The sequence below is a fragment of the Pseudomonas sp. 22082 genome, assembly GCF_052046055.1.
GTDB classification, from domain to species: domain Bacteria; phylum Pseudomonadota; class Gammaproteobacteria; order Pseudomonadales; family Pseudomonadaceae; genus Aquipseudomonas; species Aquipseudomonas pharyngis.
The window spans coordinates 1-23,520 of the sequence record NZ_JBQEQB010000041.1; the positions used below are offsets into that span (position 1 = coordinate 1).

Genomic DNA, 23,520 nt, shown 5'->3' on the forward strand with positions numbered 1-23,520 from the left:
TGTGGGAGATTCTATGTTGCAGGGGAACCCTGCAACCTTAAATTCGGTTGGTATTCGCTCTGGTTTTTCATGAGGGCGAATGCCACCCGGCAAAGCTTGCGGGCGAGGATGACCAAGGCTTGGGTTCTGGCTAGACCTCTTGCCAGATAGGACTCATAGAACGGTTTCCAGACAGGGGACCGACAAGCTGCCATAGCTGCATTGTGTGCAAGACGCCGTAATTCCCCGTCACCTTTTTTGCTCAAGTGGCGAGGACTGTGTTTCTTACCTGAGTCTTTTGCCTTCAAGTCCATTCCCAGAAAGGCGATGAACGCATCGGCGCTGGCGAACTCACCTCGCATGTATGTAGTTGCCAGGCCCGTTGCCGTGAGTTCACCAACTCCTTCAATCGCTTTGCAGCGTCTGATGTTTTCACTAATTCCGGCTTCTTGGCTGACTTTACGAAGCAACTCCTGAATGGCCTGATCCAGCTGTTTGAAATGCTTCAACCCATCGGCCAAAAGATCTTCAAGAAGAGGTTCGGTTGACCAGCTCAGCTTGATACTGACTCGGACCTTCATCAGCTGTGCACGCTTGTTAAGCAGACTTTTCAACACTGTGTAGTGCCGCGGTGGTGGGTTCCAGACCCGCAGCCGATGCTGTTCACTGGTTAGATAACGCGCCAGAAGACGTGCATCACAAGGGTCGGTTTTTGCACGCTGACCGATGCTTTCGCGGTAATGGCTCACCCGGTAAGGGTCCACGATGTAAACCCGATGCCCCATACCATGGGCCAGTTCGGCCGTGTCCAGGTGGTAGAGATTAGTGGCTTCCAGGGCGATTGAGCTTTGGGCGGGCAGGGTCTTCAGCCAATGACCTACAGATGTGCGGTCGTTGTTGATGGCCTGGATGATTTTCAGATCTTCGCGATAAACGACGATTTCGGCCTTGGCCACATCGACACCAATCACCGTTGGCGAGGTAAGGATTGTCATGACGAATCCTCGGAGCTAGGGTTTAAGAGCTTGTCGGGGTCTACCGTAGCGCTGGCTTGCCTCTATCGTCGGTTTTACCGATGAATTCCTTATCGGCGCTTTAGGTAGAAAGGGCGGGACGAGAAGTCTCCCACGGTCCGTACTGGCTAGAGTCGGAATCGAGCTTTTAGTCCCGCCCACCCCTTCAAGTCTAAACATACAAGCGAGCTTGCTCGCGATAAGGGCAGCACATTCAACATCATCGGTGACTGAATGAATGCCATCGCGAGCAAGCTCGCTCCCAGTATGACTGCGACAACCCATCAGAACGTAATTTCGGCAGCCGGCTTCACATCGATCCGCGCCACGGAACCGGTCAGGTGCGCCCAGTCCTTGTTGTGTTCGGCGATGACGTCTTCGGCGCTCATGTTGCCGTTGTCGACCGTCGTGTGCGCGTCGGCCGCCAGCTCCACGTCGTAGCCCAGTTGATGGGCCTGACGCACGGTGGCGTTGACGCAGTAATCGGTTTGCATGCCGCAGATCACCAAGCGGTCGAAGTCTTCCCGGGGGATCAGTTTCTGCAGATTGGTCTGGTAGAACGAGTCGTTGGCAGTCTTGTCGACGCGCAGATCGCCGGGCGCGGTGACCAGTCCGTCAGCCAGTTGCCAGCCTTCAGCACCGTGGGCGAACGGGCTGTCCTTTTCGTTGTGCTGGATCAGCACCACCGGCACACCCGACTGGCGCGCGCGGGCGGAGAGGCCGTTGATGGTGTCGATTACCCGTTTGGCGTCGTGGCACTCGTATTCGCCGGCGCACAGGGCGCGCTGGACATCGATGATCAGCAATGCGGTGGTCATGGTGAGCCTTCCTTGATCGGTCCTTGAGACAGGGGCGGACCTGTGCCCGCCCCCTTTTTACTCTGCTCAGTAACCCAATGACAACCCGGTGTTGCGCCGTGGGTCGTTGGCGCCGTAGAAGCGGTTCTTGCCGACTGGTTTACCCCCCAGCGAAGGTGCACCGACCAGAATCGCGGCGATGTGGTTGGCGTCCTGCGGGCCCGCGAACTTGTGGCCCCAGCTCTCGAGAATCTTCTTCGTGTCGGGGCTGGCGGCGAAGTCTTCGAGGTTGGTTTCCTCCGGCATCCACTGCTGGTGGAAACGTGGCGCATCGACCGCTTCCTGCAGGCCCATGCCATAGTCGATGACGTTGAGCATGGTCAGCAACGTCGCGGTAATGATGCGACTGCCGCCCGGCGTACCGACCACCATCACCACTTTGCCGTCCTTGGTGACGATAGTCGGGCTCATCGAGGACAGCGGCGCCTTGCCCGGAGCAATGGCGTTGGCCTCACCCTGCACCAGGCCGTACATGTTCGGTACGCCGACCTTGGAGGTGAAGTCGTCCATTTCATCGTTGAGGATCACCCCGGTCTTGCTCGCCATCACGCCCGCGCCGAACCAGTCGTTGAGGGTGTAGGTGACCGAGACCGCGTTGCCCCATTTGTCGACGATCGAATAGTGCGTGGTGTTGCTGCCTTCATGGGGCGCGACACCGGGTTTGAGTTCCGCCGACACACCGGCCTTCTGCGGCTGGATCGCGTTACGCAGCTTGGTTGCGTAGTTCTTGTCCAGCAGGTGTTCGATCGGGTTCTTCACGAAATCCGGGTCGCCCAGATAACTGTTGCGATCCACGTATGCGTGGCGCATCGCCTCGATCTGGTAGTGCATGCCCTGGGCCGAATGAAAGCCCAGATCCTTCATCGGATAGCCTTCGAGGATGTTCATGATCTGGCAGATCACGACGCCACCGGAGCTTGGCGGCGGAGCCGAGACAACGTGATAACCGCGATAGTCGCACTCCACCGGGGCCAGTTCACGGGTCTTGTATTTGTCGAGGTCGGCCTGGGTAATGATGCCCTTGTTGGCCTGACTGGAGGTGACGATGGCGTCGGCCACCCAGCCTTTGTAGAAGCCGTCGGCGCCTTTTTCGGAAATGGTGCGCAGGGTTTTGCCCAGGTCCTTCTGCACCAGTTTCTGCCCGACCTGCATCGGTTCGCCGTTGCTCAGAAAGATCGCGCCGGAATCCTTGATGTCTTTCTTGAACACGTCCGTGGCGTACTCCAAAAGCTCGACGTCGCCCTGTTCCAGTTCAAACCCTTCTTCAGCCAGTTTGATGGCCGGGGCAATCATTTCCTTGCGCGGTTTGGTGCCATACTTGCTCAGCGCCAGCTCCATGCCCGACACGGTGCCCGGAACGCCGACCGCGAGGTGGCCACGGGTGCTCAGATCAGGGATGACGTTGCCGTCCTTGTCGAGGTACATGTTGGCCGTCGCGGCCAGCGGGGCTTTTTCCCGGAAGTCGAGGAAGGTCTTGCGTCCGTCCGCCAGTTGAATGGTCATGAAACCACCGCCACCGAGGTTGCCCGCCGCCGGGTAAACCACTGCCAGTGCATAACCCACGGCGACCGCCGCATCCACCGCGTTGCCACCACTTTTCAGCACGTCGACACCCACGTGAGTGGCCAGGTGCTGGGCGGTGACCACCATGCCGTTTTCGGCGGCGACCGGGGCAACCGAGGCGGCGTGGGCCATGAGGCAGCTGAGCGCCAATGAGGTCGCAATCAGCGATTTGGCAAAACGTTCGTACTTCATGAGTCGGTCTCTTCTTTTTATAAGGTAGGAAAGCGCTTCAAGAGCATCAGCCAGTATGGTCGCGATTGCGGTTTGCGCCTCCCCGATCCGGCAGTATGCTGGGCGCAGTTTCCGCCCCGTCCCGGAGTTTTGCCCATGGCCTACACGTTCATCACCCTGCCCTCGCCTGTCGGCGAGTTGAAGCTGGTCGCGAACGGATCACGTCTGGCCGCCATCCTCTGGGAAAACGACAAACCGAACCGGGTGCGCCTGGGGCCGATGAGCGAGGCACCGGACAATCCGCTGTTGATGAAAACCGCGCAACAGCTGGAAGAATATTTTGCAGGAACGCGAAACGCGTTCGATCTGGAGCTGGACTTTGCTGGCACCGAATTCCAGAAAAAGGTCTGGGCCGCGTTGCTGACCATTCCGTTTGGCGAAACCCGCACCTACAGCCAGATTGCCGAACAGATCGGCCACCCGAGTGCGGTGCGTGCCGTCGGCGCGGCGAACGGGCGCAATCCGATTTCAATCATTGCGCCATGCCATCGGGTCATCGGCGCCTCAGGAAAACTGACCGGTTTTGCCGGAGGCCTGGAAGCCAAGGAGCGCCTGCTGACCCTGGAAGGTGGCCAGTGGTCGGACATCGGTAAAACCGGTGACTTGTTTTAACCGTCAAACAGGTTATTCATCGCCGCATATTGCAGCAGCATGATGGTCTTGGCATCGCAGATCTCGCCCCGCTGGAACGCCGCCAGCGCGTCGTCGAAACGCCACTCCAGCACTTCCAGTTCTTCGGTCTCTTCTTCCAGACCGCCCCCTTCACTGACCTTTGACGAGGCATCGTACTCGGCGATGAAAAAGTGCAATTTCTCGGTCACCGAGCCGGGGCTCATGTAGGCCTCGAACACCTTCTTCACATCGTGCACGCGGTAACCGGTTTCTTCCTCGGCCTCGTCGCGGATGCGCTGCTCCGGCGCCGCGCCTTCAAGCAGTCCGGCCGCCACTTCAATCAGCAAACCGTCGTGACCGTTGACGAACACCGGCAGACGAAACTGCCGTGTCAGCACCACGGTGCGCTGCTCGCGGTTGAACAGCAGAATCGCCGCGCCATTGCCACGGTCGTAGACCTCGCGCGTCTGGCGCTGCCAGTCACCGTTGTTGCGGTGATAGTCGAAGGTGATTTTCTTCAGCAGATACCAGTCGTGGGACAACACCTGGGTATCGACGATGTTGACCCGCTCGGCTGTGTTGGACATGACGCCTGATCCTTTTTTGTCATCGGAAGATGGCCATGGTAGGTGAAATGTTGCGAACCGCCGACGAAAAAAAGCCCGGCAGCGCTACCGGGCTTTTCGTTCAATGACTACTGATGAGCGACGCTCACCGTTGCGGCATCAGCGCCCTGCACCGCAGACGGCACCCCGTGAATCAGTGGTCCATAACGCCGACTGAATTCCCAGTTGTACGGCACGCGATCCTTGCTGGTGCCGTTGTCCCAGTTCACCGACCAGGTCATCAGGCCCTTGATCGGATGCCCTTTGACCGCCAGGCGTTTCATCGCGTTGCCGACCACGGTCTTGTCGATCACGTAGCCGGTGGCGGCGGCATCGACGTTGGCCGGCAGGCCGATGACGAACTTGTCCGCCGGGATCTTCGTAAAGCCGCGAGTGCCGGTCACCAGGCTCTCGGTCAGGTAATAGAGGAAATCCTCTTTCATCGCGTCGTTGTTCTGCGCGATCCACGCCCCGTTGCCGTTATTGGCTTCCGGCACCCAGACCCCGTCGCCGCCCTGGTTGTAGAACTGCGGAGCGATGAAGTCGTAATAGCCTTCCAGCGCCTGCAGATATCCAACGTATTTGCCGGAGACGGTCAGGTACGGAAACTCCGGCGCCATGCTGATGATGAAATGCTTGCCTTGGCCTGCGTAGTGATCCTTGACCAGTTTCAGCGCGGCAGGCAGGACGGTCTTGTTGGCAGCGAAATCAATCGCGCTCTGCTCAAGATCGATGTCCAGGCCGTCAAAGCCGTAGGTTTCCACCAGACGGATGATTTCGTTGGCCAGCGGTTGCTCCTGACCGGCACGCAACTCGATGTGCGCATCGGCACCGCCCAGGGAAATCAGCACCGCCCGCCCCTGACTGTTGAGCACGCCGACCTGACGGCGAAACTCGGCATCGGAGACGTTGAACGGCTTGAAGGTCGGAATCCCGCTGCCCTTCATGAAGGCCACCGCAACCACGTTGTATTCCTTGGGCACGTTTTCCAGGGTGATGTTGGCGAACTGGCCGCGCTGGTAACCATCGCTCGGGCCGGCCGGCCAGTTGTGCCAGAAGCCCATGAGGATCTTCTTGCCGGCAAGGCTCGGCATCAGCGATGCCGCATCGCTGGCCTGGTTATTCAATAGGGTGAAGTCAATGTTTGACATGTTCTAATCCTTCAGAACGTGTGGGTTTGACGTTGCGGGCTTATTGGAAGTCCACATCGAAGGCCTGATAGAAGGCGTTGCCGGTGTTGGCGACGATCCACATCAGCACGATGACGTGATGACCCTGCTTGTTGCCCGGAAGTTTCACGGCGTGGTTGACCTTGGCTTTCAATTCCGCCGCATGACTGTAGTACGGCACTTGCGGATAGAAATCCTCGGCAAACGGTTGCGCTTCCAGTTGCGCCCGGGTGATGCGTTGTTTCGGGTCCCAGCCATCCCTGGTGATCAGCCAGCGGTAACCGCGAGTGGTATGCGGCGCGGTGTACTCCCATTTGACCTCAAGGGTCTGGCCGGGGGTGACATTGAGCAGTGGCCAGGAGAACGGGCGCCCGAGTTTCTTGCTCATTTCTTCTGCGGTGAAGTTCACACAGTCACGTGCGTCGTTCTTGCCGCCACTGAGAATATAGCCGTCAGCGGGCGGTACGACGCTCGGGTTGTCGCTTTCGAACGGCGCGGGGAACGGGCCGGCCGCGAGCGCCGGGAAGTTCTTGCCGCCTTCCATTTCATTGACCTGCCAGCCGCCGAGCAATCCTTGCTCGATGGCCACCGCGCCGCGGCTTGCAGGGGAAATGACGCGACCGTGTCGCAGTTGGGTTTGAGCTTGTGGTTGGTTCATGTTTTTCACTCCGTTGATTTAAGAACTCTCCTGTCCGAGGAGAGGCTTTCAAGCTAACGGAGGGGGATTTTTTGTCCATCGGCGGTTTTGTCGCAGTCGGCCTCGGCGAAACTTCAAAAATGCCGAAAATACTGTATATAAACACAGTTCATTGCGACGACGCTCACTCAACGCATGGCGAAAAGACTACACCGCGTCATTACAAACACCTGCGTTCACCGGTTCAGGGAAGCTGCGCTCTGAACTCCTTTTCATACTGCCCGGCGAGCTGTTCCTTTTGCTTGTCGTCGAGCAGCTTGCCGGCCATCTGGAAGAATTTCTGCTCTTCCTCCTGCAAGTGGTGATGGACCTTATCCGAGAGCTTTTTTGCCATCGCCAGCCAGGCCGGGCTGGACATGTCGGTCTCGTCGAGCTCTTCCATCATCTCGTCCATTTCATGGTGTTCGGCAATGGCATGGCGACTGAGGTCGACACCCTTGTCGATCTCCATCAACGGAATATAGAAATGGCGCTCTTCGGCGGTTTCGTGGGCCTGAAGCTCAGCCTTCAGCTGCTTGTAGGCCTCGACCCTTTCCGGGGTGTCACCGCTGGTCTTGATCAACGATTTCGCGTAGGTCCGCTGACGATCGTGGCTTTCACGCAGGGCTTCGAAAATGTTCATGGAATCTCCCAGGCAAACGCGTTCCGGATGGACGCCCTGAAGGGCTAGACCGCGCCGCAGGAGCGACGGTTCCAAGCGATTGCTTCAATCGGCTGTGGCGCGATAGGCTGCCGATTCATTACTACAAGGAAGACAACATGACGTTGCGGATCGAGCTGTCGCAGGACCCCACCGAAGAACAGCGCGCGGCCATCCTGGCGCCGCTGCGTGCCTACAACATTGCCAAGGCCGGGCCGTCGCTGTACGAACCGGTCGCGCTACTGGTGCGCGACGACAACGACGCGATCCTCGGTGGCCTCTATGGGCACACGTTCTATCGGTGGCTGTTTATCGAGTTGCTGGCGGTGCCGGAACAAGGCCGGGGACAGGGCATCGGCTCGAAGCTGATGAACATGGTCGAGGAATTCGCCCGGAAAAAAGATTGCGTTGGGATTTGGCTCGATACCTTTGATTTTCAGGCGCCCGGGTTCTACAAAAAACTGGGGTATACCGAGTGTGGCGAGATTGTGGATTATCCGCTGGGGCACAAGCGGCATTTCTTCCAGAAGCGTTTGATTGATTGAATTCAGCGACCCTCGCCCGCAGGCTGGCGAGGGTCGCAAAATCAACGCATCCAGCCGCCCGTTACAGACAGGTCGCCAGCGCCGCCAAGCGGCGCTTGGCCACAAAATCATCCCTCTGCGCGTAGTAATTCAGCACGGTGCCGGACGCATCCGTGGTCAAGTCGACAAACGACTCCGCCGAACGCGTGTAGACCGTCGAACCACCCTTTTTGCCCGGTTGCAGATACGCCGCCGCGTCCACGCCGAACACCGCTTCGTCCTGCCAGGCGAATTGCACGCACTGGGCCACGACTTTTTCGGGTTTGTCCGAATTCAGGGTCTTGTTAGGGGTTTGCGTGCGGGCGTCTTCCATCGCCGAACCCGCGCAACCGGCCAGCAAGGTTGCCGCCAGCGCCACCATCAGCATTCGCATTGCATTCGCTCATTCGGAAAAAACCGGACTGTATCACCGCAACGGCAAAAATCGTTCTGCTTTACTGCATTTAAAACGCGACACATGCCGGCGCCTGCGGCACATTAACGGTGACCAGCCTCACAAGGAAAGCCCATGGCGCCTACTGACCAGCGACACGAACAAGCCTTGAAACTGTTTCTCGATGCACGCCCCGAGTTGCGCGAAGCCCTCGACCACCTCAACCCTTTGCTGGCCCAGGCCAAGGGCGAAACTCCGGCGCAGTACCGCGAAGAACGCCTGCACGAAGCCTTCGAAGCCGAGGCCGAAAGCCAAGGTTTGTTTGCCTGGGAATTGACGTTGCAACTGACTGCCACCACGCCCGAGGAGTATCAGGCACAACGCCTGGAGGTGCATCGCGAAGTGGCGGAAATGGCCGGGATGGACTGGCTGGAGTACTGCGATCTGTATGGCATAGAACCGTAAACCCTGCTCAAGGACGCTGCCTCGATGCTGCCTTCCACCTCGACCCACCGCGCCAGCCCCGGACATCTTCACATACAGAAATGGCGCGGCCGTGTGGGCCTGGCGCTGGTTGCCAGCCTGTCGGTACTGGCCGGCATGACCGACGCCATCGGCTTCATGGCCAGTGGCGATTTCGTTTCCTTCATGAGCGGCAACACCACGCGGCTGGCGGTGGCGATCAGCGATGGCGACAGCGCACTGACAGGGCGGCTGATCCTGCTCGTCGCAACGTTCATTGTCGGCAATGCCCTGGGTGTCGTGGTCAGTCGGTTGGGTGGTCGGCGGGCGCTGCCGTTGCTGTTGTCCATCGCCGCACTGCTCTGTGCCGCAGCCTGGCCCTTTGACACGCAACTGCCGGCCCTGCTGGCGGCGATCATTGCGATGGGCATGCTCAACGCGGCGGTGGAAGAAGTGAACGGCCTGCCGGTCGGGCTGACGTATGTCACCGGCGCCCTGTCCCGATTTGGTCGGGGATTGGGGCGCTGGGTGCTCGGCGAACGGCGAAGCGGCTGGCGGGTGCAACTGGTGCCGTGGAGCGGGATGCTGGTCGGGGCCATTCTGGGGGCGGTGCTGGAACATCATCTGGGGCTCAAGGCGATGTTGGTCAGCGGTCTGTTCGCCGCCGTTCTGGGGCTGGTGACCCTGAAGATTCCGCGGCGTTGGCAACTGGGCTATATGCCACGCTGACGGACGCCTGCTCGTATCGAGACGGGCGCGGGAAACATCCACTTCGCCGCCCCGCCGAGAAAGCTTTATCATGGCCGCAGTTTTGCTGATCGAGTCCGTCATGAAGTTCGCCATTGCGCTGTTTTCCGCCGCCCATGCGCCCTCCTCGCGCCGCGCCCTGCTGTTCGCCCGGGCTGCGCTCGCCGGCGGGCATGAGATTGTCCGGCTGTTTTTCTATCAGGACGGGGTCCACAACGCGTCCGACGCCGTGGTCACGCCGCAGGACGAACTGGACCTGCCCAAACAGTGGCGCAATTTCATCACCGAACAAAACCTCGACGGCGTGGTGTGCATCGCCGCGGCCCTGCGCCGTGGCGTGTTGAATACCGAGGAAGCCGGGCGTTATCAGCGTGATGCCGTGGCCGTCAGCGCGCCGTGGGAATTGTCCGGCCTCGGTCAGTTGCATGACGCGGTGCAGGATGCCGACCGCCTCATCTGTTTCGGAGGCGCATGACATGGCCAAGTCCCTTCTGATTATCAGCCGTCAATCGCCGTGGTCCGGCCCCGGCGCCCGCGAAGCGCTGGACATCGTGCTGGCCGGCGGCGCGTTCGATCTGCCGATCGGCCTGCTGTTTCTCGACGACGGCGTTTTGCAACTGGCCGCCGGGCAAAACGCCAAGGCCCTGCAACAGAAAGACCTGAGCGCCAACCTGCAAGCGTTGCCGATGTTCGGCGTCGAGGAGCTGTTCTACTGCGCCGACAGCGCCAGTGCTCGCGGCCTCGGCGATCGTTCGCTGGACGAGGCGCAGCCTTTGGCCGCCGAACAAATCACCGCCCTTATTGACCGTTACGACCAGGTGATCACCCTCTGATGTCGACTTTGCATGTGTTGTCCCACTCCCCGTTCGGCGACGAACGCCTGACCAGTTGCCTGCGCCTGCTCGGTTCTGCCGATGCGCTGTTGCTGTCTGGCGATGCCGTTTATGCGCTGCAGCCTGGCACTGCGCCGTTCAGTGCGCTGGAATCGCGCAAGGTGAAATTGTTCGTGCTGGCCGAAGACGCGCAAGCCCGTGCCGTGCAGGTTCCGGACTGGGCCGAAGCCATCGATTACCCGGCCTTCGTCGAACTGTCGATCCAATACGACAAGGTCAACAGCTGGCTATGAATGCGCTGACCGTCGGCGCCCGCGCCATTGAACTGGACAAGGACGGCTTTCTGGTCGACCTCAACGACTGGTCGGCCGAAGTCGCCAGCGCCCTCGCCGCTGCCGAAGACATCGAACTGAGCCCGGAACACTGGGAAGTCCTCGAATTGCTGCGCAGCTTCTACGCCGAATTCCAGCTGTCACCGGCCACCCGGCCGCTGATCAAGTACACCGCGCTCAAGCTCGGCGCGGAGAAAGGCAACAGCCTGCACCTGAACCGACTGTTCAAAGGCACCCCTGCCAAACTCGCCGCGAAACTGGCGGGCCTGCCCAAACCGACGAATTGCCTATGACCGACTATCCAGCGCTGACCCTCGAAACGCCCGCCGAGCATCCATTCGCCCAGTTCGTGCGCATCCTCGGCAAGGGCAAGCGCGGCGCCCGCGACCTGACCCGCGAGGAAGCCCGGCAAGCCATGGGCATGGTGCTCGACGAAGCGGTCGAAGAAACCCAGCTCGGAGCCTTCCTGATGTTGCTGCGGCACAAGGAAGAAAGCGCTGAGGAAATGGCTGGCTTCACCGAGGCACTGCGCGAACGTTTGCAGGCGCCAGCGCTGAAGGTCGATCTGGACTGGCCGACCTACGCTGGCAAGAAGCGTCACCTGCCGTGGTATCTGCTGTCCGCCAAGTGCCTGGCGCAGAACGGCGTGCGCATCTTCATGCACGGCGGAGGCGCCCACACAGCCGGGCGTTTGTATTCCGAACAACTGCTCGGTGAGCTGAACATTCCGCTGTGCCGCAACTGGCAACAAGTCGGCGCGGCGCTGGATAACGGTGGCCTGGCGTTCATGCCGCTGGTGGACTGGGCGCCGCAGCTGCAACGGATGATCGACCTGCGCAACACCCTCGGCCTGCGCTCGCCAATCCACTCGCTGACGCGGATTCTCAATCCATTGGGCGCGCGTTGCGGCTTGCAGAGCATTTTCCACCCCGGCTATCAAGCGGTGCACCGCGATGCCAGCGGCCTGCTCGGCGACACGGCGATCGTGATCAAGGGCGACGGCGGCGAAATCGAGATCAACCCGGATGCCGACAGCCACCTTTACGGCACTACCGGCGGCGAGAGCTGGGACGAGGAATGGCCGCAGCTATCGGCGCAACGTCATGTCAAACCTGCGTCGCTGGATATCGAGCATTTGAAAGCCGTCTGGCGTGGCGATGTGGTCGACAGTTACCCGCAAATGGCGTTGATCTCGACCATGGCGCTGGCGCTGCGCGGCCTCGGCCAAAGCCGTGAACAGGCTTTTGAAACCGCCGAGCAATACTGGGCCGCGCGGGATAAATCGATTTAACCGATCATTAACGCCCGATCTTTGCGCTTTTTGTTCGAACTCATCGGAATAGACTCAACTCCAACGAATTATTGGTTTCTGGAGTCTTGATCATGGGTTTACTCGTCGACGGCCGCTGGCAGGACAAGTGGTACGAAAGCAGCAAGGACGGCGCGTTCCAGCGCGAACAGGCGCAGCGCCGCAATTGGGTCACTCGCAATGGCGAGCCGGGCCCGAGCGGTGAAGCCGGTTTTGCCGCCGAAGCCGGGCGTTATCACCTTTATGTCTCTCTCGCCTGTCCGTGGGCGCATCGCACGCTGATCCTGCGCAAGCTCAAGGGCCTGGAAAGCCTGATCGACGTTTCAGTCGTCAGCTGGCTGATGCAGGAAAACGGCTGGACCTTCGATCAGAACCTCGGCTCGACCGGCGACAAACTCGACCACTTCGACTTCATGCACCAGCGCTACACCGCCGACACCGCCGACTACACCGGCCGCGTCACCGTACCGGTGCTGTGGGACAAGAAACTCAAGCGCATCGTCAGCAACGAATCGGCGGAGATCATCCGCATGTTCAACAGCGCCTTCGATGACTTGACCGGCAACGATCTGGACTTCTATCCGGCGCCGTTGCGTGGCGAGATCGATGCGCTGAACGAGCGAATCTACCCTGCCGTGAACAACGGCGTGTATCGCGCCGGGTTTGCCACCTCGCAGAACGCCTATGAAGAAGCGTTCGATGATGTGTTTGCCGAACTGGATCATCTGGAGCAAGTGCTGGGCGCCAACCGTTATCTGACAGGCGAATACCTGACCGAGGCGGACGTGCGCTTGTTCACCACGCTGATTCGTTTCGACGCGGTGTATCACGGGCACTTCAAATGCAATCTGCGGCGAATCAGCGATTATCCGAATCTGTCGAACTGGCTGCGTGAGATGTACCAGTGGCCGGGCGTTGCCGAGACCGTGGATTTCCAGCACATCAAGAATCACTACTACGGCAGTCACAAGACCATCAACCCGACCGGGGTTGTGCCGAAAGGGCCGGAGCAGGATTTCACTGTTGCCCATGACCGGGACCGGTTGGGCGGCAAAGGGGTCTGGCGCCGAGGTTGAGAGCAGGATCGTTCCCACCGCGTGGGAACGATCCCCCCAGAGTCGTCAGATTTGACCCTGAGCGCCCTCGAACCACGCCAGTTTCTCGCGCAGTTGCACCACTTCGCCGACGATCACCAGCGTCGGCGCATGCACTTCATGCTCCGCCACCAGCCGCGGCAGATCGGCCAGCGTGCCGGTGAAGACCCGCTGATTGACCGTGGTGCCCTGCTGGATCAGCGCTGCCGGGGTATCGGCCGCGCGACCATGCTTGATCAACTGCTCGCAGATGATCGGCAACCCCACCAACCCCATGTAGAACACCAGCGTCTGAGCCGGCGCGACGAGGTCCGACCACGGCAGATCGGTCGAACCGTCCTTCAAGTGCCCGGTGACGAAACGCACCGACTGAGCGTAGTCGCGATGAGTCAGCGGAATCCCGGCATATGCCGCGCAACCGCTGGCCGCCGTGATGCCCGGCACCACCTGAAACGGGATGCCATGGGCCGCCAGTTCCTCGATCTCTTCGCCGCCACGGCCGAAGATGAACGGATCCCCACCCTTCAACCGCACCACACGCTTGCCGGCCTTGGCCAGATCCACCAGTTGCTGGTTGATCTGATCCTGCGGCACGGCGTGATCGGCGCGACGCTTGCCGACGTAGACCCGCTCGGCATCGCGACGGCACAGCTCAAGAATCGCCGGAGCCACCAAGCGGTCGTACAGCACCACATCGGCTTGCTGCATCAGACGCAAGGCGCGGAAGGTCAGCAGATCCGGATCACCAGGTCCTGCCCCAACCAGATACACCTCACCGGTCGTGACCATGGCTTCGCCGTCAATCTTGGCTTGCAGCAAACGTTCGGCTTCGGCGCCCTGTCCTGCCAGCTGCCGGTCGGCAATCGGCCCCTGAAACACGTCTTCCCAAAAACCGCGACGCTGCTGCACATCAGGAAACAGGCCTTTGACCTGATCACGAAACCGCGCGGCCAGACCGGCCAGATGGCCGTAGGTCGAAGGAATCCAGGTTTCGATCTTGGCGCGGATCAGCCGGGCCAGCACCGGCGCATCGCCGCCGCTGGAGACCGCGATGATCAGAGGTGAACGATCGACGATTGCCGGGAAGATCACGCTGCACAGCGCCGGCGCATCGACCACGTTGACCGGCACGCAACGCCGATGGGCATCGGCGGAGACTTGCGCGTTCAACGCTTCGTCGTCGGTGGCGGCAATGATCAGCCCGCAGCCGTCCAGATCCGTTTCGGCGTAGCCACGCAGCAGGCATTCGCCACCGCTGGCGGCAACCAGTTCGCGCAGTTGCGCTTCGATTTCAGGTGCGACCACCCGCAGCAGCGCACCGGCATCGGCCAGCAGGCGGGATTTGCGCAAGGCAATCTCCCCCCCACCGACGACCAACACACGACTGCCGCGCAGGTTGTGAAACAGCGGCAGATATTTCATTTAGCCGATGACCTCAAGGCCACCCATGTACGGCTTCAGCACGTCCGGCACACGGATCGAACCGTCGGCCTGCTGGTAGTTTTCCAGCACGGCCACCAGGGTACGACCGACTGCCAGACCGGAACCGTTCAGGGTGTGCACCAGCTCAGGCTTGCCGGTTTCCGGGTTGCGGAAACGCGCCTGCATGCGGCGGGCCTGGAAATCGCCGCAATTGGAGCACGACGAGATTTCGCGGTATTTGTCCTGGCTCGGAATCCACACTTCCAGGTCGTAAGTCTTGACTGCGCTGAAGCCCATGTCGCCAGTGCACAGCGCCAGGGTGCGGTAAGGCAGCTCCAGCAGTTGCAGGACTTTCTCGGCATTGGCGGTCAGGCTCTCGAGCGCTTCCATCGATTTCGACGGCTCGACGATCTGGACCATCTCGACCTTGTCGAACTGGTGCTGACGGATCATGCCGCGAGTGTCACGACCCGACGCGCCGGCTTCGCTGCGGAAGCACGGAGTGTGGGCAACAAACTTGATCGGCAGCTGTTTCGAATCGACGATTTCACCGGCCACGATGTTGGTCAGCGACACTTCGGCGGTCGGGATCAGGTACAGATCGGCTTCGCCTTCGCGAGCGATCTTGAACAGGTCTTCTTCGAACTTCGGCAGTTGACCGGTGCCTTGCAGCGCCGGGGCCTGAACCAGATAAGGCGTGTAAGCCTCTTCGTAGCCATGCTCGGTGACGTGCAGGTTGATCATGAACTGCGCCAGTGCGCGGTGCAGACGGGCAATCGGGCCGCGCAGCAGGGCGAAACGTGCGCCAGACAGCTTGGCGGCGGTTTCGAAGTCGAGCCAGCCGAATTTCTCGCCCAGGGCCACGTGATCCTGAACCGGGAAGTCGAAAGCAGTCGGAGTGCCCCAGCGGCGCACTTCGACGTTGCCGTCTTCGTCTTCGCCGACCGGAACCGATTCGTGCGGCAAATTCGGGATGCCCAGCAGGATCGAATCCAGTTCGGTCTGGATCGCGTCCAGCTCGACTTTACCGGCGCTCAGTTCACCCGCCATGCGCTCGACGTCCGCCATCAGCGGCGCGATATCTTCGCCGCGCTGCTTGGCCTGACCGATGGATTTGGAACGCGCGTTACGCTCAGCCTGCAGTGCTTCGGTGCGGGTCTGGACGGTCTTGCGCTGTTCTTCCAGCGCTTCGATGCGCGCGACATCCAGGGCAAAGCCACGGGAAGCCAGGCGGTCCGCTACGTCCTGAAGGTTGCTACGTAACAGTTTGGAATCGAGCATGTCGGTTTCTCGTTATCAAAGTTTGGTCAGGGACAGGCCGGCCCAGGTCGCGAGCAGCCCGCCGAATACGCTGATGGCCGCATAGCCCAGGGCCAGCGGCACTTGCCCGCTTTCCAGCAGGCGCACCGTATCCAGTGAAAAGGATGAAAAAGTCGTCAGCCCCCCGAGGAAGCCGACCATCAACCCGGCACGTACCTCGATCGGTACTTCCGGGCGTATCAAAAACAGGCCGTACAGCACGCCAATCAGCAGACAGCCCACGATATTAACGGCCAGCGTCGCGGTATAGAAGTGCCGCGGCCAATTGGCGTTGACCCAATTACCGGTGGCGAAGCGCAACAAAGTGCCGGCAATCCCGCCGACGGAGACCGCAACAATCAATGGAACCACTATTTTCTCCGCTGCCGGGGGCTTAAACGATCAAGTTGGGCGAGGTGGTTGAGCTTTTCGCCGATCTTCAATTCCAGGCCACGGGGCACCGGTTGGTAGAACGGAATCGGGTCGAGTTCTTCCGGGAAATAGTCTTCGCCGGCCGCGTAGGCGTCCGGTTCGTCGTGGGCGTAACGGTATTCGTCGCCATAACCCAATTGCTTCATCAATTTGGTCGGCGCATTGCGCAGATGTAGCGGCACTTCCAGCGAACCGTGTTCGGCGGCAGCGCGCAGTGCGGTCTTGAAACCCATGTACACCGCGTTGCTTTTCGGCGCACAGGCCAGATAAGTGATTGCCTGCGCCACTGCCAACTCACCTTCCGGGCTGCCGAGACGTTCCTGCACTTCCCACGCGGCCAGGCACAGGCTCAGGGCGCGAGGATCGGCGTTGCCGATGTCTTCGCTGGCCATCCGCACCACCCGCCGGGCGAGGTACAGCGGATCGCAGCCGCCGTCGATCATTCGCGCAAACCAGTACAGCGCGCCGTCAGGATTCGAGCCGCGAACCGATTTGTGCAGCGCGGAAATCTGGTCGTAGAACGCTTCGCCGCCCTTGTCGAAACGCCGGCGAGTGTCGCCGAGCAGGCTTTGCAGCAGCTCGGTGCCCATCTCACTGTTGTCTTCGGCCAGGTCCGAGGCGTTTTCCAGCAGATTCAGCAGGCGCCGGCCATCGCCATCGGCGGCGGACAGCAGCATCTGAAAGCCTTCATCGCTGAGCGTCAGATGTCGCTTGCCCAGACCACGCTCTTCGGTGAGGGCGCGGTGCACCAGTTTGCGCAACGCCGCTTCGTCGAGGCTCTTGAGTACGTAGACCCGCGCCCGCGACAGCAATGCGTTGTTCAGTTCGAACGAAGGGTTTTCAGTGGTGGCGCCAATGAAGATCAGGGTGCCGTCTTCAACGTACGGCAGGAAGGCGTCCTGTTGAGACTTGTTGAAGCGGTGCACTTCATCGACAAACAGGATCGTGCGCTTGCCGTACTGGCCGGCCTGCTGCTTGGCGATTTCCACCGCCTGACGGATCTCCTTGACCCCGGCCAGCACCGCCGAAACCGTTTCGAAGTGCGCATCCGAGACTTCTGCCAGCAACCGCGCCAACGTGGTCTTGCCCACGCCCGGCGGGCCCCAGAAGATCATCGAATGCAGGGCACCCTGCTCCAGCGCTTCACGCAGAGGCTTGCCGCGAGCGAGCACGTGTTCCTGACCGACGTACTCATCCAGATTGGTCGCCCGCAAACGGGCGGCCAGGGGCTGGGCGATCGGTGCACTGCGAAACAGATCCATCACGTACCGTTGAAACCTCTGTGTTTATTCCTGGATCACATCGGCACCCTTGGGGATGTCGAACTTGAACTTGGAGGCCGGGACCGCTTCGTTGGCCTTCACACCGGTAAACAGGATGTTGGTGCGCTGGCCGACGCTGTCGATCAGTTGCATGTCATTGACCAGACCGTTGCGGAACGACAGGCGCAGGCTGTCGAACAGCGTGTCCTTGGTTTTCGGCTTCAGGGTGAAGTCGATCACGCCACCGGCCTCTTTCGCGGTGATGTCAAAGCTCTGGCTGATCTTCGACACGTCGCCAGACAGCAACAGCGCCGGGGTCTGGGTCAGACGCTCATCGAGCTTCTTGATGGTGGCCTGTTCCAGGTCTGGGTCCCACAGGGTGACTTTCTTGCCGTCGGACACCATGGTCTGCTCGGCTGGCGCATTGGTGTGCCAGTAGAACAGGCCCGGACGCTGCAGGGTCATGTCGCCGGTGGTTTCCTGCAACTGGGTCCCGCTGCCGTCGAGGGTCAGCTGGGAAAAATTGGCGGTCAGGGTCTTGGATGTTTCGAGCAATTGGGTCAGGCGAGCCACATCCTTGTCATCGGCGTGAGCCGTGAGGGTGGTCAGAGCCAGTACCGGCAGCAGCATGCGGATAAGACGCATGGGAGTCCTCTTGAATACTCGTGGGAAAGTGGACGGCGCTTCATGCACCGCCCATTGCATTTGGATCAGGGTATCGAATCAGTCGCGTACCGGGCCAGGGGCCAGGACTTCGCGGGAACCGTTGGTGTTCATCGACGTCACGACCCCGGCCATTTCCATGGCTTCGATCATGCGTGCGGCACGGTTGTAGCCGATCTTCAGCTTGCGCTGTACAGCGGAGATGGAGGCACGGCGGCTTTCGAGCACGAATTGCACGGCTTCGTCGTACAGCGCGTCGGCTTCCGGATCGTCGCCGTCACCGCCGCCGCTGCTGCCTTCGAAACCACTGCCCGCCTCTTCGACACCATTGAGGATGTCGTCGTTGTATTCCGGCGCGCCGCGCAGTTTCCAGGCTTCAACCACCCGGTGAACTTCATCGTCGGACACAAATGCGCCGTGAACCCGGATCGGCAGGCTGGTGCCCGGCGGCATGTAAAGCATGTCACCGTGGCCGAGCAGTTGTTCGGCGCCGCCCTGGTCGATGATGGTCCGGGAGTCGATCTTGCTCGATACCTGGAACGCCATCCGCGTCGGGATGTTGGCCTTGATCAGACCGGTGATCACATCCACCGACGGCCGTTGGGTCGCGAGGATCAGGTGGATACCGGCCGCACGCGCCTTCTGGGCGATACGGGCGATCAGTTCTTCTACCTTCTTGCCGACGATCATCATCATGTCGGCGAATTCGTCCACGACCACGACGATGGTCGGCAGCTTCTGCAACAGCGGCGCTTCGTCGTGGATGCTTTCGCGTTTGTACAGCGGATCGCTCAGCGGCTCGCCGGCGTCCTGGGCTTCCTTGACCTTGGCGTTGAAGCCGGACAGGTTTCGCACGCCCATCTTCGCCATCAGCTTGTAGCGACGCTCCATCTCGGCAACGCTCCAGCGCAGGGCGTTGGCGGCGTCCTTCATGTCGGTCACGACCGGGCACAGCAGGTGCGGAATGCCTTCGTAGATCGACAGCTCGAGCATTTTCGGGTCGATCATGATCAGCTTGGCGTCATCCGGGCCGGACTTGAACAGGATCGACAGAATCATCGCGTTCACACCCACCGACTTACCGGAACCGGTGGTACCGGCCACCAGCAGGTGCGGCATTTTCGCCAGGTCAGTGATGACCGGTTTACCGCCGATGTCGTGACCCAGGGCCAGGGTGACCGGCGATTTGAAGTTGTCGTACTCAGGCGTCGACAGCACCTCGGAGAAGCGCACGATCTGCCGGTCTTCGTTGGGAATTTCGATACCGACCGTGGTCTTGCCCGGAATCACTTCCACCACCCGCACACTGGTCACGGCCAGCGAACGTGCAAGGTCTTTCGCCAGGTTAGCGATACGGCTGACCTTCACGCCCGCAGCAGGCTGGATTTCGTAACGGGTAATGACCGGGCCCGGATGGATCGAATCCACGGTGACTTCGACGCCGAATTCCTTGAGCTTGATCTCCAGCAAGTGGCCGACCGCCGCCAGGGATTCAGGCGAATAATTGAGTTGTTTCTTTTCCGCAGGATCGAGAATCGAGATCGGCGGCAAGGTGCCTTCCACGGCGCTGTCGACGAACAACGGCACCTGCTTCTCTTTCTGCACGCGCTTGCTTGGCTCCGGCGCCTTGACCGGGGCCGGGGCGATGACCGGCGGCACCTGTTTCTCGCGCTCGGACATGTGCTTGCTCAGGGCCTGTTCGCGCTCGATCAGACGTTCCTTGACCTTGGCCTGCTCGCGTTTGTCGGTGACCGTCGGTGCAACAACGTCATGTACGCGATCGTCGACTTCCCGAAGTTGCGCAACCAGTTGCTTGCGCTCGGTACGCGCCGACCACCAGCGGTTGACCGCGCCCTGGAACAGTTCGAACAGGTCGAGGGTGATCTTGCCGGTGATGTCCATCACCTTGAACCACGACAGGTCGGTGAACACCGTCAGGCCGAACAGGAACAGTGCAATAAACAGCAACGTGCTGCCCTGAATGTTCAGGGCGTTGCGGGCCAGGTCACCGAGGCTTTCACCCAGCGCACCACCCGCGCCGGCCGGCAATCCGGTGGCTGCATGGAAATGAATGTGCGCCAGTGCAGCGCCGGACAACACCAGAAACACCAGACCGATCAGGCGCCAGGAAAACAGCCAGCCGCTCCACTGCCAGGGCTCATGACGCTGACGAAAGATCTGATACGCCTTGATCGCCAGCAGCAACGGGAAGATGTATGCGAAGTACCCCAGCACCATGAACAGGATGTCGGCGCTGTAGGAACCGGCAGGGCCGCCGAAGTTCTGCACGTCGTCGATCTTGCTGTTGTGGCTCCAGCCCGGATCGTCCTTGCCGTAAGTCAGCAAGGCCATCATCAGGAACAGGCACAAGGCGCCGATGGCGATCAATGCACCTTCCTTGAGCCGGTAGTGCAACTGTTGACGCCATAGCGGAACGACTGTTTTTGGTGCTTCCGTGGATTTCTTCAAAACGCTTCTTTTCCTGCGCCAGAGGCGCGTCCATCTATTGAATGACGAAAAAAACTGCCCAATCCAGGCAGGTAAAAAAATTGACGGGCGCAACGGAGACTACTTTTAACACTGCGCCCCGCCTTTTATAAACACGGCACGCGGCGAATATTCTGTAACAGCCCGGCATTGTACGGGTTTGCGCGTTCGATGCCATGCTTCCAGGTCTCTGGTTCAAGCATAGCCAAACGCACAACACCCGGCGTTCAATTTGAGCATGCATTGTCTTTTGTGACAAAGGCTTATGAGGTGTATTTGATGAACGTAGCGAAGCATTCGCGCCTCATCTCCCATGAACGCCACACATTGACGTCGGCAAGCTTGCTCGCACCGGTGCCGCGCCCGATTACGACCGCATCCGGATGCTCAAGTTGCAGCTACGCAAAAGCCGTACTGCAACGGAGGACATTCGCGTCATTTCCCGGCACACTTTACCGCGGGCCCACTGCCCACCGCCCTCCCCTTCTGCAAGCCTGGACGCCATGCTGACTTGGTTACAACGCAACTCACTGACTTTCCCGCCACTGGAAAAGGCCATGCGCGATCCCAACGGATTGCTGGCGGCCGGCGGCGACCTGTCCGCCGATCGCCTGATCCAGGCCTATCGCCACGGCTGTTTTCCGTGGTTTTCCGAAGGTCAGCCGATTCTCTGGTGGTCGCCGGATCCGCGCACCGTGCTTTTTCCCGACGAACTGCACGTCTCGCGCAGCCTGGGCAAATTGATGCGCAAACAGCGTTATCAAGTGACCTTCGATCAGGATTTCGACGCCGTGATCCGCGCCTGCGCCGCCCCCAGGGAATACGCCGACGGCACCTGGATCACCGAAGCAATGCAGAACGCCTATATCGAACTGCATCGGCGCGGTTTTGCTCACTCGGTGGAGGTACGGGATCAGGGCGAACTGGTCGGCGGCCTGTACGGCTTGGCGATGGGGCAACTGTTTTTTGGCGAATCAATGTTCAGCCGCGCGGACAATGCTTCCAAGTACGGCTTTGCCTCGCTGGTGCAACATCTTAAGGAAGCGGGTTTCGTGCTGATCGACTGCCAGATGCCGACCGATCACCTGCACAGCCTTGGCGCCCGGGCCATTTCACGGCAGACATTCGCCGACTATCTGGCCCGGCACCTCGATCAACCCAATCATGCGACCTGGGTTTGCTGAGCGACTTTTGCGCGCGTGGCTTACACTTAATTCACCAGCTTACCCTTGAGGGTTGATCATGACCGAGTTGGCGCGTTTGAAGTTTTATGCCACTCAGCCTCACTCTTGCAGTTATCTGCCCGAGGAACAGGCGACGACCCTGTTTCTCGATCCGAGCCAGCCCATGGATGTGCATGTCTACGCAGATCTGTCGGAAATGGGCTTTCGTCGCAGCGGCGATCATCTTTACCGCCCGCATTGCCAGAACTGCAATGCCTGCGTGCCTGCGCGCATTCCGGTGGCACAGTTCAATCCCAACCGGCAGCAGAAACGCATTTTCAAGCGCAACATCGATTTGCAGGTGCGCCCGGTCAAGCCGGCGTTCAGCGAAGAGTACTTCGACCTCTATCAACGCTACATCGAACAGCGCCACGCGGATGGCGACATGTACCCGCCGAGCCGCGATCAATTCTCGACTTTTCTGGTACGCGACCTGCCCTTCTCACGCTTTTATGAGTTCCGGCTCGACGGACGGTTACTTGCAGTCGCCGTCACCGACCTGCTGCCCAACGGCCTGTCCGCGGTCTACACCTTTTACGAACCGCAGGAAGAACGCCGCAGCCTGGGGCGCTACGCCATCCTCTGGCAAATCGCCGAAGCCCAACGCCTGGGGCTTGAAGCGGTGTACCTGGGCTATTGGATCAAAAACTGCAAAAAGATGAACTACAAGACCCAATATCGGCCCATCGAACTGCTCATTAATCAGCGCTGGGTCATCCTGAACTGAATGCAGACCCTAAACCCCTTGGCGTAAACCCCATTTTTCGGGCACAATGCACGCCGCTTTTGCCTGGCGCAGTTGCACCGGGCCATTCATTGGATACCGAGGGCTTTACTGCATGTCGAAAGAAGACAGCTTCGAAATGGAAGGCACTGTCGTCGACACCCTGCCCAACACCATGTTTCGTGTGGAGTTGGAAAATGGGCACGTCGTAACCGCGCATATTTCCGGCAAGATGCGCAAGAACTACATTCGTATTCTTACCGGTGACAAAGTGCGCGTCGAGCTGACGCCCTATGACTTGAGCAAAGGGCGTATTACTTACCGCGCTCGCTAATCAAGTCAATACAAGACGCCCGGCTTAATGCCGGGCGTTTTTGTTTGTCTGGGATTTTTGTTTTGGGTGTATATCCGTTGCTTCGGGCGCTGCCGCTGGCGGTTTCGCTCTTACAACGAGTCCCTTTTTCAAACGCCGGAGTGCCGGCCCAGCAAAAAGGAACCAAAAGGCTTTTGCCCCGGCGTACGGCACTTCGCTTAGGCTCAGTGTTCCCTCGCTACGGTGTCCACCAGGGGGCATCGCCTACGGTTTGCTTCGCTGCACCTCCTCTCGATGTATGCGGCTTCGCCGCACGGCGCTACGCGCCTACCCCCTGATGGACACCTCCGCTCGGCCTGCCGAAGGGGCAAAAAATCACAAGCCAGGGCCAAAGCCAAAGCAGAAGCCAGATCAAGACCCCCCCCTCACCCTAGCCCTCCCGAAACGTCGGACCGCCCGTAGGGAGAGGGCTGGGGCGAGGGGTAAACCCACCACAAAACCAAAGCCGAACACGGCCCGCTCCTCCCCACTCAAAACGATGAGCGTTAGCTCGAGTACCGCTTTTGATCGCAGGGCCCGTCGGCAGGCTGAGTGG

General features: G+C 60.1%; 26 protein-coding genes and 1 pseudogene. 13 read left to right on the plus strand and 14 right to left on the minus strand.

What is annotated here, in order from left to right:
• Nucleotides 1–11: 11 nt before the first annotated feature.
• The 3 genes from ACTJK9_RS29025 to ggt all read right to left on the minus strand — a co-directional run bounded on the left by ACTJK9_RS29025 (nt 12) and on the right by ggt (nt 3,604).
• Nucleotides 12–974: an IS110 family transposase gene (locus ACTJK9_RS29025; protein ID WP_221397423.1), complete on the minus strand. Its 963-nt coding sequence runs from the start codon at nt 972–974 to the stop codon at nt 12–14.
• Between the two features lie 302 nt (nt 975–1,276).
• Complete coding sequence (locus ACTJK9_RS29030) at nt 1,277–1,810, minus strand: cysteine hydrolase family protein (protein WP_440817779.1); 534 nt, start codon at nt 1,808–1,810, stop codon at nt 1,277–1,279.
• A gap of 66 nt (nt 1,811–1,876) precedes the next feature.
• On the minus strand, nt 1,877–3,604 hold the full coding sequence (gene ggt, locus ACTJK9_RS29035; protein ID WP_085613251.1) for a gamma-glutamyltransferase: 1,728 nt from the start codon (nt 3,602–3,604) through the stop codon (nt 1,877–1,879).
• Nucleotides 3,605–3,739: 135 nt separating this feature from the next.
• On the opposite strand from ggt, the gene ACTJK9_RS29040 reads away from it, so the two are divergent.
• Nucleotides 3,740–4,255, plus strand: coding sequence for a methylated-DNA--[protein]-cysteine S-methyltransferase (locus ACTJK9_RS29040; RefSeq protein WP_440817783.1), 516 nt, complete (start codon nt 3,740–3,742; stop codon nt 4,253–4,255).
• Here ACTJK9_RS29040 and ACTJK9_RS29045 read toward each other — a convergent pair.
• The 4 genes and pseudogenes from ACTJK9_RS29045 to ACTJK9_RS29060 form a co-directional block, all read right to left on the minus strand.
• Entirely contained in the window at nt 4,252–4,842 is a 591-nt protein-coding gene (locus tag ACTJK9_RS29045; RefSeq protein ID WP_440817786.1) for an NUDIX domain-containing protein, read from the minus strand. The genes ACTJK9_RS29040 and ACTJK9_RS29045 overlap by 4 nt on opposite strands.
• A gap of 167 nt (nt 4,843–5,009) precedes the next feature.
• Nucleotides 5,010–6,011 (minus strand): annotated as a pseudogene (locus ACTJK9_RS29050) (chitinase); the annotation flags it as partial.
• Nucleotides 6,012–6,051: 40 nt separating this feature from the next.
• Entirely contained in the window at nt 6,052–6,687 is a 636-nt protein-coding gene (locus ACTJK9_RS29055; protein ID WP_440817789.1) for a lytic polysaccharide monooxygenase auxiliary activity family 9 protein, read from the minus strand.
• A gap of 223 nt (nt 6,688–6,910) precedes the next feature.
• Nucleotides 6,911–7,348, minus strand: coding sequence for a hemerythrin domain-containing protein (locus tag ACTJK9_RS29060; protein WP_085613256.1), 438 nt, complete (start codon nt 7,346–7,348; stop codon nt 6,911–6,913).
• A gap of 137 nt (nt 7,349–7,485) precedes the next feature.
• Here ACTJK9_RS29060 and ACTJK9_RS29065 point away from each other — a divergent pair, with 137 nt between their 5' ends.
• The gene (locus ACTJK9_RS29065; RefSeq protein WP_440817792.1) at nt 7,486–7,911 is read left to right on the plus strand and encodes a GNAT family N-acetyltransferase; all 426 of its coding nucleotides are present in this window, start codon (nt 7,486–7,488) and stop codon (nt 7,909–7,911) included.
• Nucleotides 7,912–7,972: 61 nt separating this feature from the next.
• Here ACTJK9_RS29065 and ACTJK9_RS29070 read toward each other — a convergent pair whose 3' ends face one another.
• Nucleotides 7,973–8,323: a hypothetical protein gene (locus ACTJK9_RS29070; RefSeq protein WP_440817795.1), complete on the minus strand. Its 351-nt coding sequence runs from the start codon at nt 8,321–8,323 to the stop codon at nt 7,973–7,975.
• A 135-nt stretch (nt 8,324–8,458) separates the two neighbouring features.
• On the opposite strand from ACTJK9_RS29070, the gene ACTJK9_RS29075 reads away from it, so the two are divergent.
• The 8 genes from ACTJK9_RS29075 to ACTJK9_RS29110 all read left to right on the plus strand — a co-directional run bounded on the left by ACTJK9_RS29075 (nt 8,459) and on the right by ACTJK9_RS29110 (nt 13,082).
• Nucleotides 8,459–8,788 (plus strand): DUF6388 family protein, encoded by a 330-nt coding sequence (locus tag ACTJK9_RS29075; RefSeq protein ID WP_085648284.1) that lies wholly within the window; start codon nt 8,459–8,461, stop codon nt 8,786–8,788.
• A gap of 24 nt (nt 8,789–8,812) precedes the next feature.
• Nucleotides 8,813–9,514, plus strand: a complete 702-nt coding sequence (locus ACTJK9_RS29080; RefSeq protein WP_085613258.1) for a YoaK family protein — start codon at nt 8,813–8,815, stop codon at nt 9,512–9,514.
• 100 nt (nt 9,515–9,614) lie between these two features.
• Entirely contained in the window at nt 9,615–10,007 is a 393-nt protein-coding gene (tusD, locus tag ACTJK9_RS29085) for a sulfurtransferase complex subunit TusD (RefSeq protein ID WP_221397658.1), read from the plus strand.
• Nucleotide 10,008: 1 nt separating this feature from the next.
• A complete protein-coding gene (gene tusC / locus ACTJK9_RS29090) occupies nt 10,009–10,365 on the plus strand; it encodes a sulfurtransferase complex subunit TusC (RefSeq protein WP_007958208.1) in 357 nt (118 codons plus the stop codon).
• A complete protein-coding gene (gene tusB, locus ACTJK9_RS29095) occupies nt 10,365–10,658 on the plus strand; it encodes a sulfurtransferase complex subunit TusB (RefSeq protein ID WP_440817799.1) in 294 nt (97 codons plus the stop codon). Before tusC ends, tusB begins: the two co-directional genes overlap by 1 nt.
• Nucleotides 10,655–10,990, plus strand: coding sequence for a TusE/DsrC/DsvC family sulfur relay protein (locus ACTJK9_RS29100; RefSeq protein ID WP_007958196.1), 336 nt, complete (start codon nt 10,655–10,657; stop codon nt 10,988–10,990). Before tusB ends, ACTJK9_RS29100 begins: the two co-directional genes overlap by 4 nt.
• Nucleotides 10,987–11,988, plus strand: coding sequence for a glycosyl transferase family protein (locus tag ACTJK9_RS29105; RefSeq protein WP_440817801.1), 1,002 nt, complete (start codon nt 10,987–10,989; stop codon nt 11,986–11,988). Before ACTJK9_RS29100 ends, ACTJK9_RS29105 begins: the two co-directional genes overlap by 4 nt.
• A gap of 92 nt (nt 11,989–12,080) precedes the next feature.
• A complete protein-coding gene (locus ACTJK9_RS29110) occupies nt 12,081–13,082 on the plus strand; it encodes a glutathione S-transferase family protein (protein ID WP_440817803.1) in 1,002 nt (333 codons plus the stop codon).
• A gap of 45 nt (nt 13,083–13,127) precedes the next feature.
• Here the strand turns inward: ACTJK9_RS29110 and cysG are convergent, their stop codons facing one another.
• From cysG to ACTJK9_RS29140, 6 genes are all read right to left on the minus strand, one after another.
• Nucleotides 13,128–14,522 carry a siroheme synthase CysG gene (cysG, locus tag ACTJK9_RS29115; RefSeq protein ID WP_074688936.1) on the minus strand — a complete coding sequence of 465 codons (1,395 nt, stop codon included), beginning with the start codon at nt 14,520–14,522 and terminating at the stop codon, nt 13,128–13,130.
• A complete protein-coding gene (gene serS, locus ACTJK9_RS29120; protein WP_074688938.1) occupies nt 14,523–15,803 on the minus strand; it encodes a serine--tRNA ligase in 1,281 nt (426 codons plus the stop codon). It lies immediately after the preceding gene.
• A 15-nt stretch (nt 15,804–15,818) separates the two neighbouring features.
• The gene (gene crcB / locus ACTJK9_RS29125; protein WP_007958188.1) at nt 15,819–16,193 is read right to left on the minus strand and encodes a fluoride efflux transporter CrcB; all 375 of its coding nucleotides are present in this window, start codon (nt 16,191–16,193) and stop codon (nt 15,819–15,821) included.
• The gene (locus tag ACTJK9_RS29130) at nt 16,193–17,515 is read right to left on the minus strand and encodes a replication-associated recombination protein A (RefSeq protein WP_007958186.1); all 1,323 of its coding nucleotides are present in this window, start codon (nt 17,513–17,515) and stop codon (nt 16,193–16,195) included. The genes crcB and ACTJK9_RS29130 overlap by 1 nt, the downstream gene beginning before the upstream one ends.
• Before the next feature lie 24 nt (nt 17,516–17,539).
• The gene (gene lolA, locus ACTJK9_RS29135; RefSeq protein ID WP_011334944.1) at nt 17,540–18,160 is read right to left on the minus strand and encodes an outer membrane lipoprotein chaperone LolA; all 621 of its coding nucleotides are present in this window, start codon (nt 18,158–18,160) and stop codon (nt 17,540–17,542) included.
• 78 nt (nt 18,161–18,238) lie between these two features.
• A complete protein-coding gene (locus tag ACTJK9_RS29140) occupies nt 18,239–20,647 on the minus strand; it encodes a DNA translocase FtsK (RefSeq protein ID WP_045121862.1) in 2,409 nt (802 codons plus the stop codon).
• Nucleotides 20,648–21,168: 521 nt separating this feature from the next.
• On the opposite strand from ACTJK9_RS29140, the gene aat reads away from it, so the two are divergent.
• From aat to infA, 3 genes are all read left to right on the plus strand, one after another.
• Nucleotides 21,169–21,849 carry a leucyl/phenylalanyl-tRNA--protein transferase gene (aat, locus tag ACTJK9_RS29145; RefSeq protein ID WP_440817809.1) on the plus strand — a complete coding sequence of 227 codons (681 nt, stop codon included), beginning with the start codon at nt 21,169–21,171 and terminating at the stop codon, nt 21,847–21,849.
• A 58-nt stretch (nt 21,850–21,907) separates the two neighbouring features.
• Nucleotides 21,908–22,615, plus strand: a complete 708-nt coding sequence (locus ACTJK9_RS29150; RefSeq protein ID WP_007958178.1) for an arginyltransferase — start codon at nt 21,908–21,910, stop codon at nt 22,613–22,615.
• A gap of 112 nt (nt 22,616–22,727) precedes the next feature.
• Entirely contained in the window at nt 22,728–22,946 is a 219-nt protein-coding gene (infA, locus tag ACTJK9_RS29155) for a translation initiation factor IF-1 (RefSeq protein ID WP_002553999.1), read from the plus strand.
• Nucleotides 22,947–23,520: the final 574 nt, after the last annotated feature.

Excerpts from the sequence above, each read along its gene's own strand:
- ACTJK9_RS29025 (WP_221397423.1), bottom strand. The coding sequence starts at position 974 with ATGACAATCCTTACCTCGCCAACGGTGATTGGTGTCGATGTGGCCAAG.
- ACTJK9_RS29030 (WP_440817779.1), bottom strand. The coding sequence starts at position 1,810 with ATGACCACCGCATTGCTGATCATCGATGTCCAGCGCGCCCTGTGCGCC.
- ggt (WP_085613251.1), bottom strand. The coding sequence starts at position 3,604 with ATGAAGTACGAACGTTTTGCCAAATCGCTGATTGCGACCTCATTGGCG.
- ACTJK9_RS29040 (WP_440817783.1), top strand. The coding sequence starts at position 3,740 with ATGGCCTACACGTTCATCACCCTGCCCTCGCCTGTCGGCGAGTTGAAG.
- ACTJK9_RS29045 (WP_440817786.1), bottom strand. The coding sequence starts at position 4,842 with ATGTCCAACACAGCCGAGCGGGTCAACATCGTCGATACCCAGGTGTTG.
- ACTJK9_RS29055 (WP_440817789.1), bottom strand. The coding sequence starts at position 6,687 with ATGAACCAACCACAAGCTCAAACCCAACTGCGACACGGTCGCGTCATT.
- ACTJK9_RS29060 (WP_085613256.1), bottom strand. The coding sequence starts at position 7,348 with ATGAACATTTTCGAAGCCCTGCGTGAAAGCCACGATCGTCAGCGGACC.
- ACTJK9_RS29065 (WP_440817792.1), top strand. The coding sequence starts at position 7,486 with ATGACGTTGCGGATCGAGCTGTCGCAGGACCCCACCGAAGAACAGCGC.
- ACTJK9_RS29070 (WP_440817795.1), bottom strand. The coding sequence starts at position 8,323 with ATGCGAATGCTGATGGTGGCGCTGGCGGCAACCTTGCTGGCCGGTTGC.
- ACTJK9_RS29075 (WP_085648284.1), top strand. The coding sequence starts at position 8,459 with ATGGCGCCTACTGACCAGCGACACGAACAAGCCTTGAAACTGTTTCTC.
- ACTJK9_RS29080 (WP_085613258.1), top strand. The coding sequence starts at position 8,813 with ATGCTGCCTTCCACCTCGACCCACCGCGCCAGCCCCGGACATCTTCAC.
- tusD (WP_221397658.1), top strand. The coding sequence starts at position 9,615 with ATGAAGTTCGCCATTGCGCTGTTTTCCGCCGCCCATGCGCCCTCCTCG.
- tusC (WP_007958208.1), top strand. The coding sequence starts at position 10,009 with ATGGCCAAGTCCCTTCTGATTATCAGCCGTCAATCGCCGTGGTCCGGC.
- tusB (WP_440817799.1), top strand. The coding sequence starts at position 10,365 with ATGTCGACTTTGCATGTGTTGTCCCACTCCCCGTTCGGCGACGAACGC.
- ACTJK9_RS29100 (WP_007958196.1), top strand. The coding sequence starts at position 10,655 with ATGAATGCGCTGACCGTCGGCGCCCGCGCCATTGAACTGGACAAGGAC.
- ACTJK9_RS29105 (WP_440817801.1), top strand. The coding sequence starts at position 10,987 with ATGACCGACTATCCAGCGCTGACCCTCGAAACGCCCGCCGAGCATCCA.
- ACTJK9_RS29110 (WP_440817803.1), top strand. The coding sequence starts at position 12,081 with ATGGGTTTACTCGTCGACGGCCGCTGGCAGGACAAGTGGTACGAAAGC.
- cysG (WP_074688936.1), bottom strand. The coding sequence starts at position 14,522 with ATGAAATATCTGCCGCTGTTTCACAACCTGCGCGGCAGTCGTGTGTTG.
- serS (WP_074688938.1), bottom strand. The coding sequence starts at position 15,803 with ATGCTCGATTCCAAACTGTTACGTAGCAACCTTCAGGACGTAGCGGAC.
- ACTJK9_RS29130 (WP_007958186.1), bottom strand. The coding sequence starts at position 17,515 with ATGGATCTGTTTCGCAGTGCACCGATCGCCCAGCCCCTGGCCGCCCGT.
- lolA (WP_011334944.1), bottom strand. The coding sequence starts at position 18,160 with ATGCGTCTTATCCGCATGCTGCTGCCGGTACTGGCTCTGACCACCCTC.
- aat (WP_440817809.1), top strand. The coding sequence starts at position 21,169 with ATGCTGACTTGGTTACAACGCAACTCACTGACTTTCCCGCCACTGGAA.
- ACTJK9_RS29150 (WP_007958178.1), top strand. The coding sequence starts at position 21,908 with ATGACCGAGTTGGCGCGTTTGAAGTTTTATGCCACTCAGCCTCACTCT.
- infA (WP_002553999.1), top strand. The coding sequence starts at position 22,728 with ATGTCGAAAGAAGACAGCTTCGAAATGGAAGGCACTGTCGTCGACACC.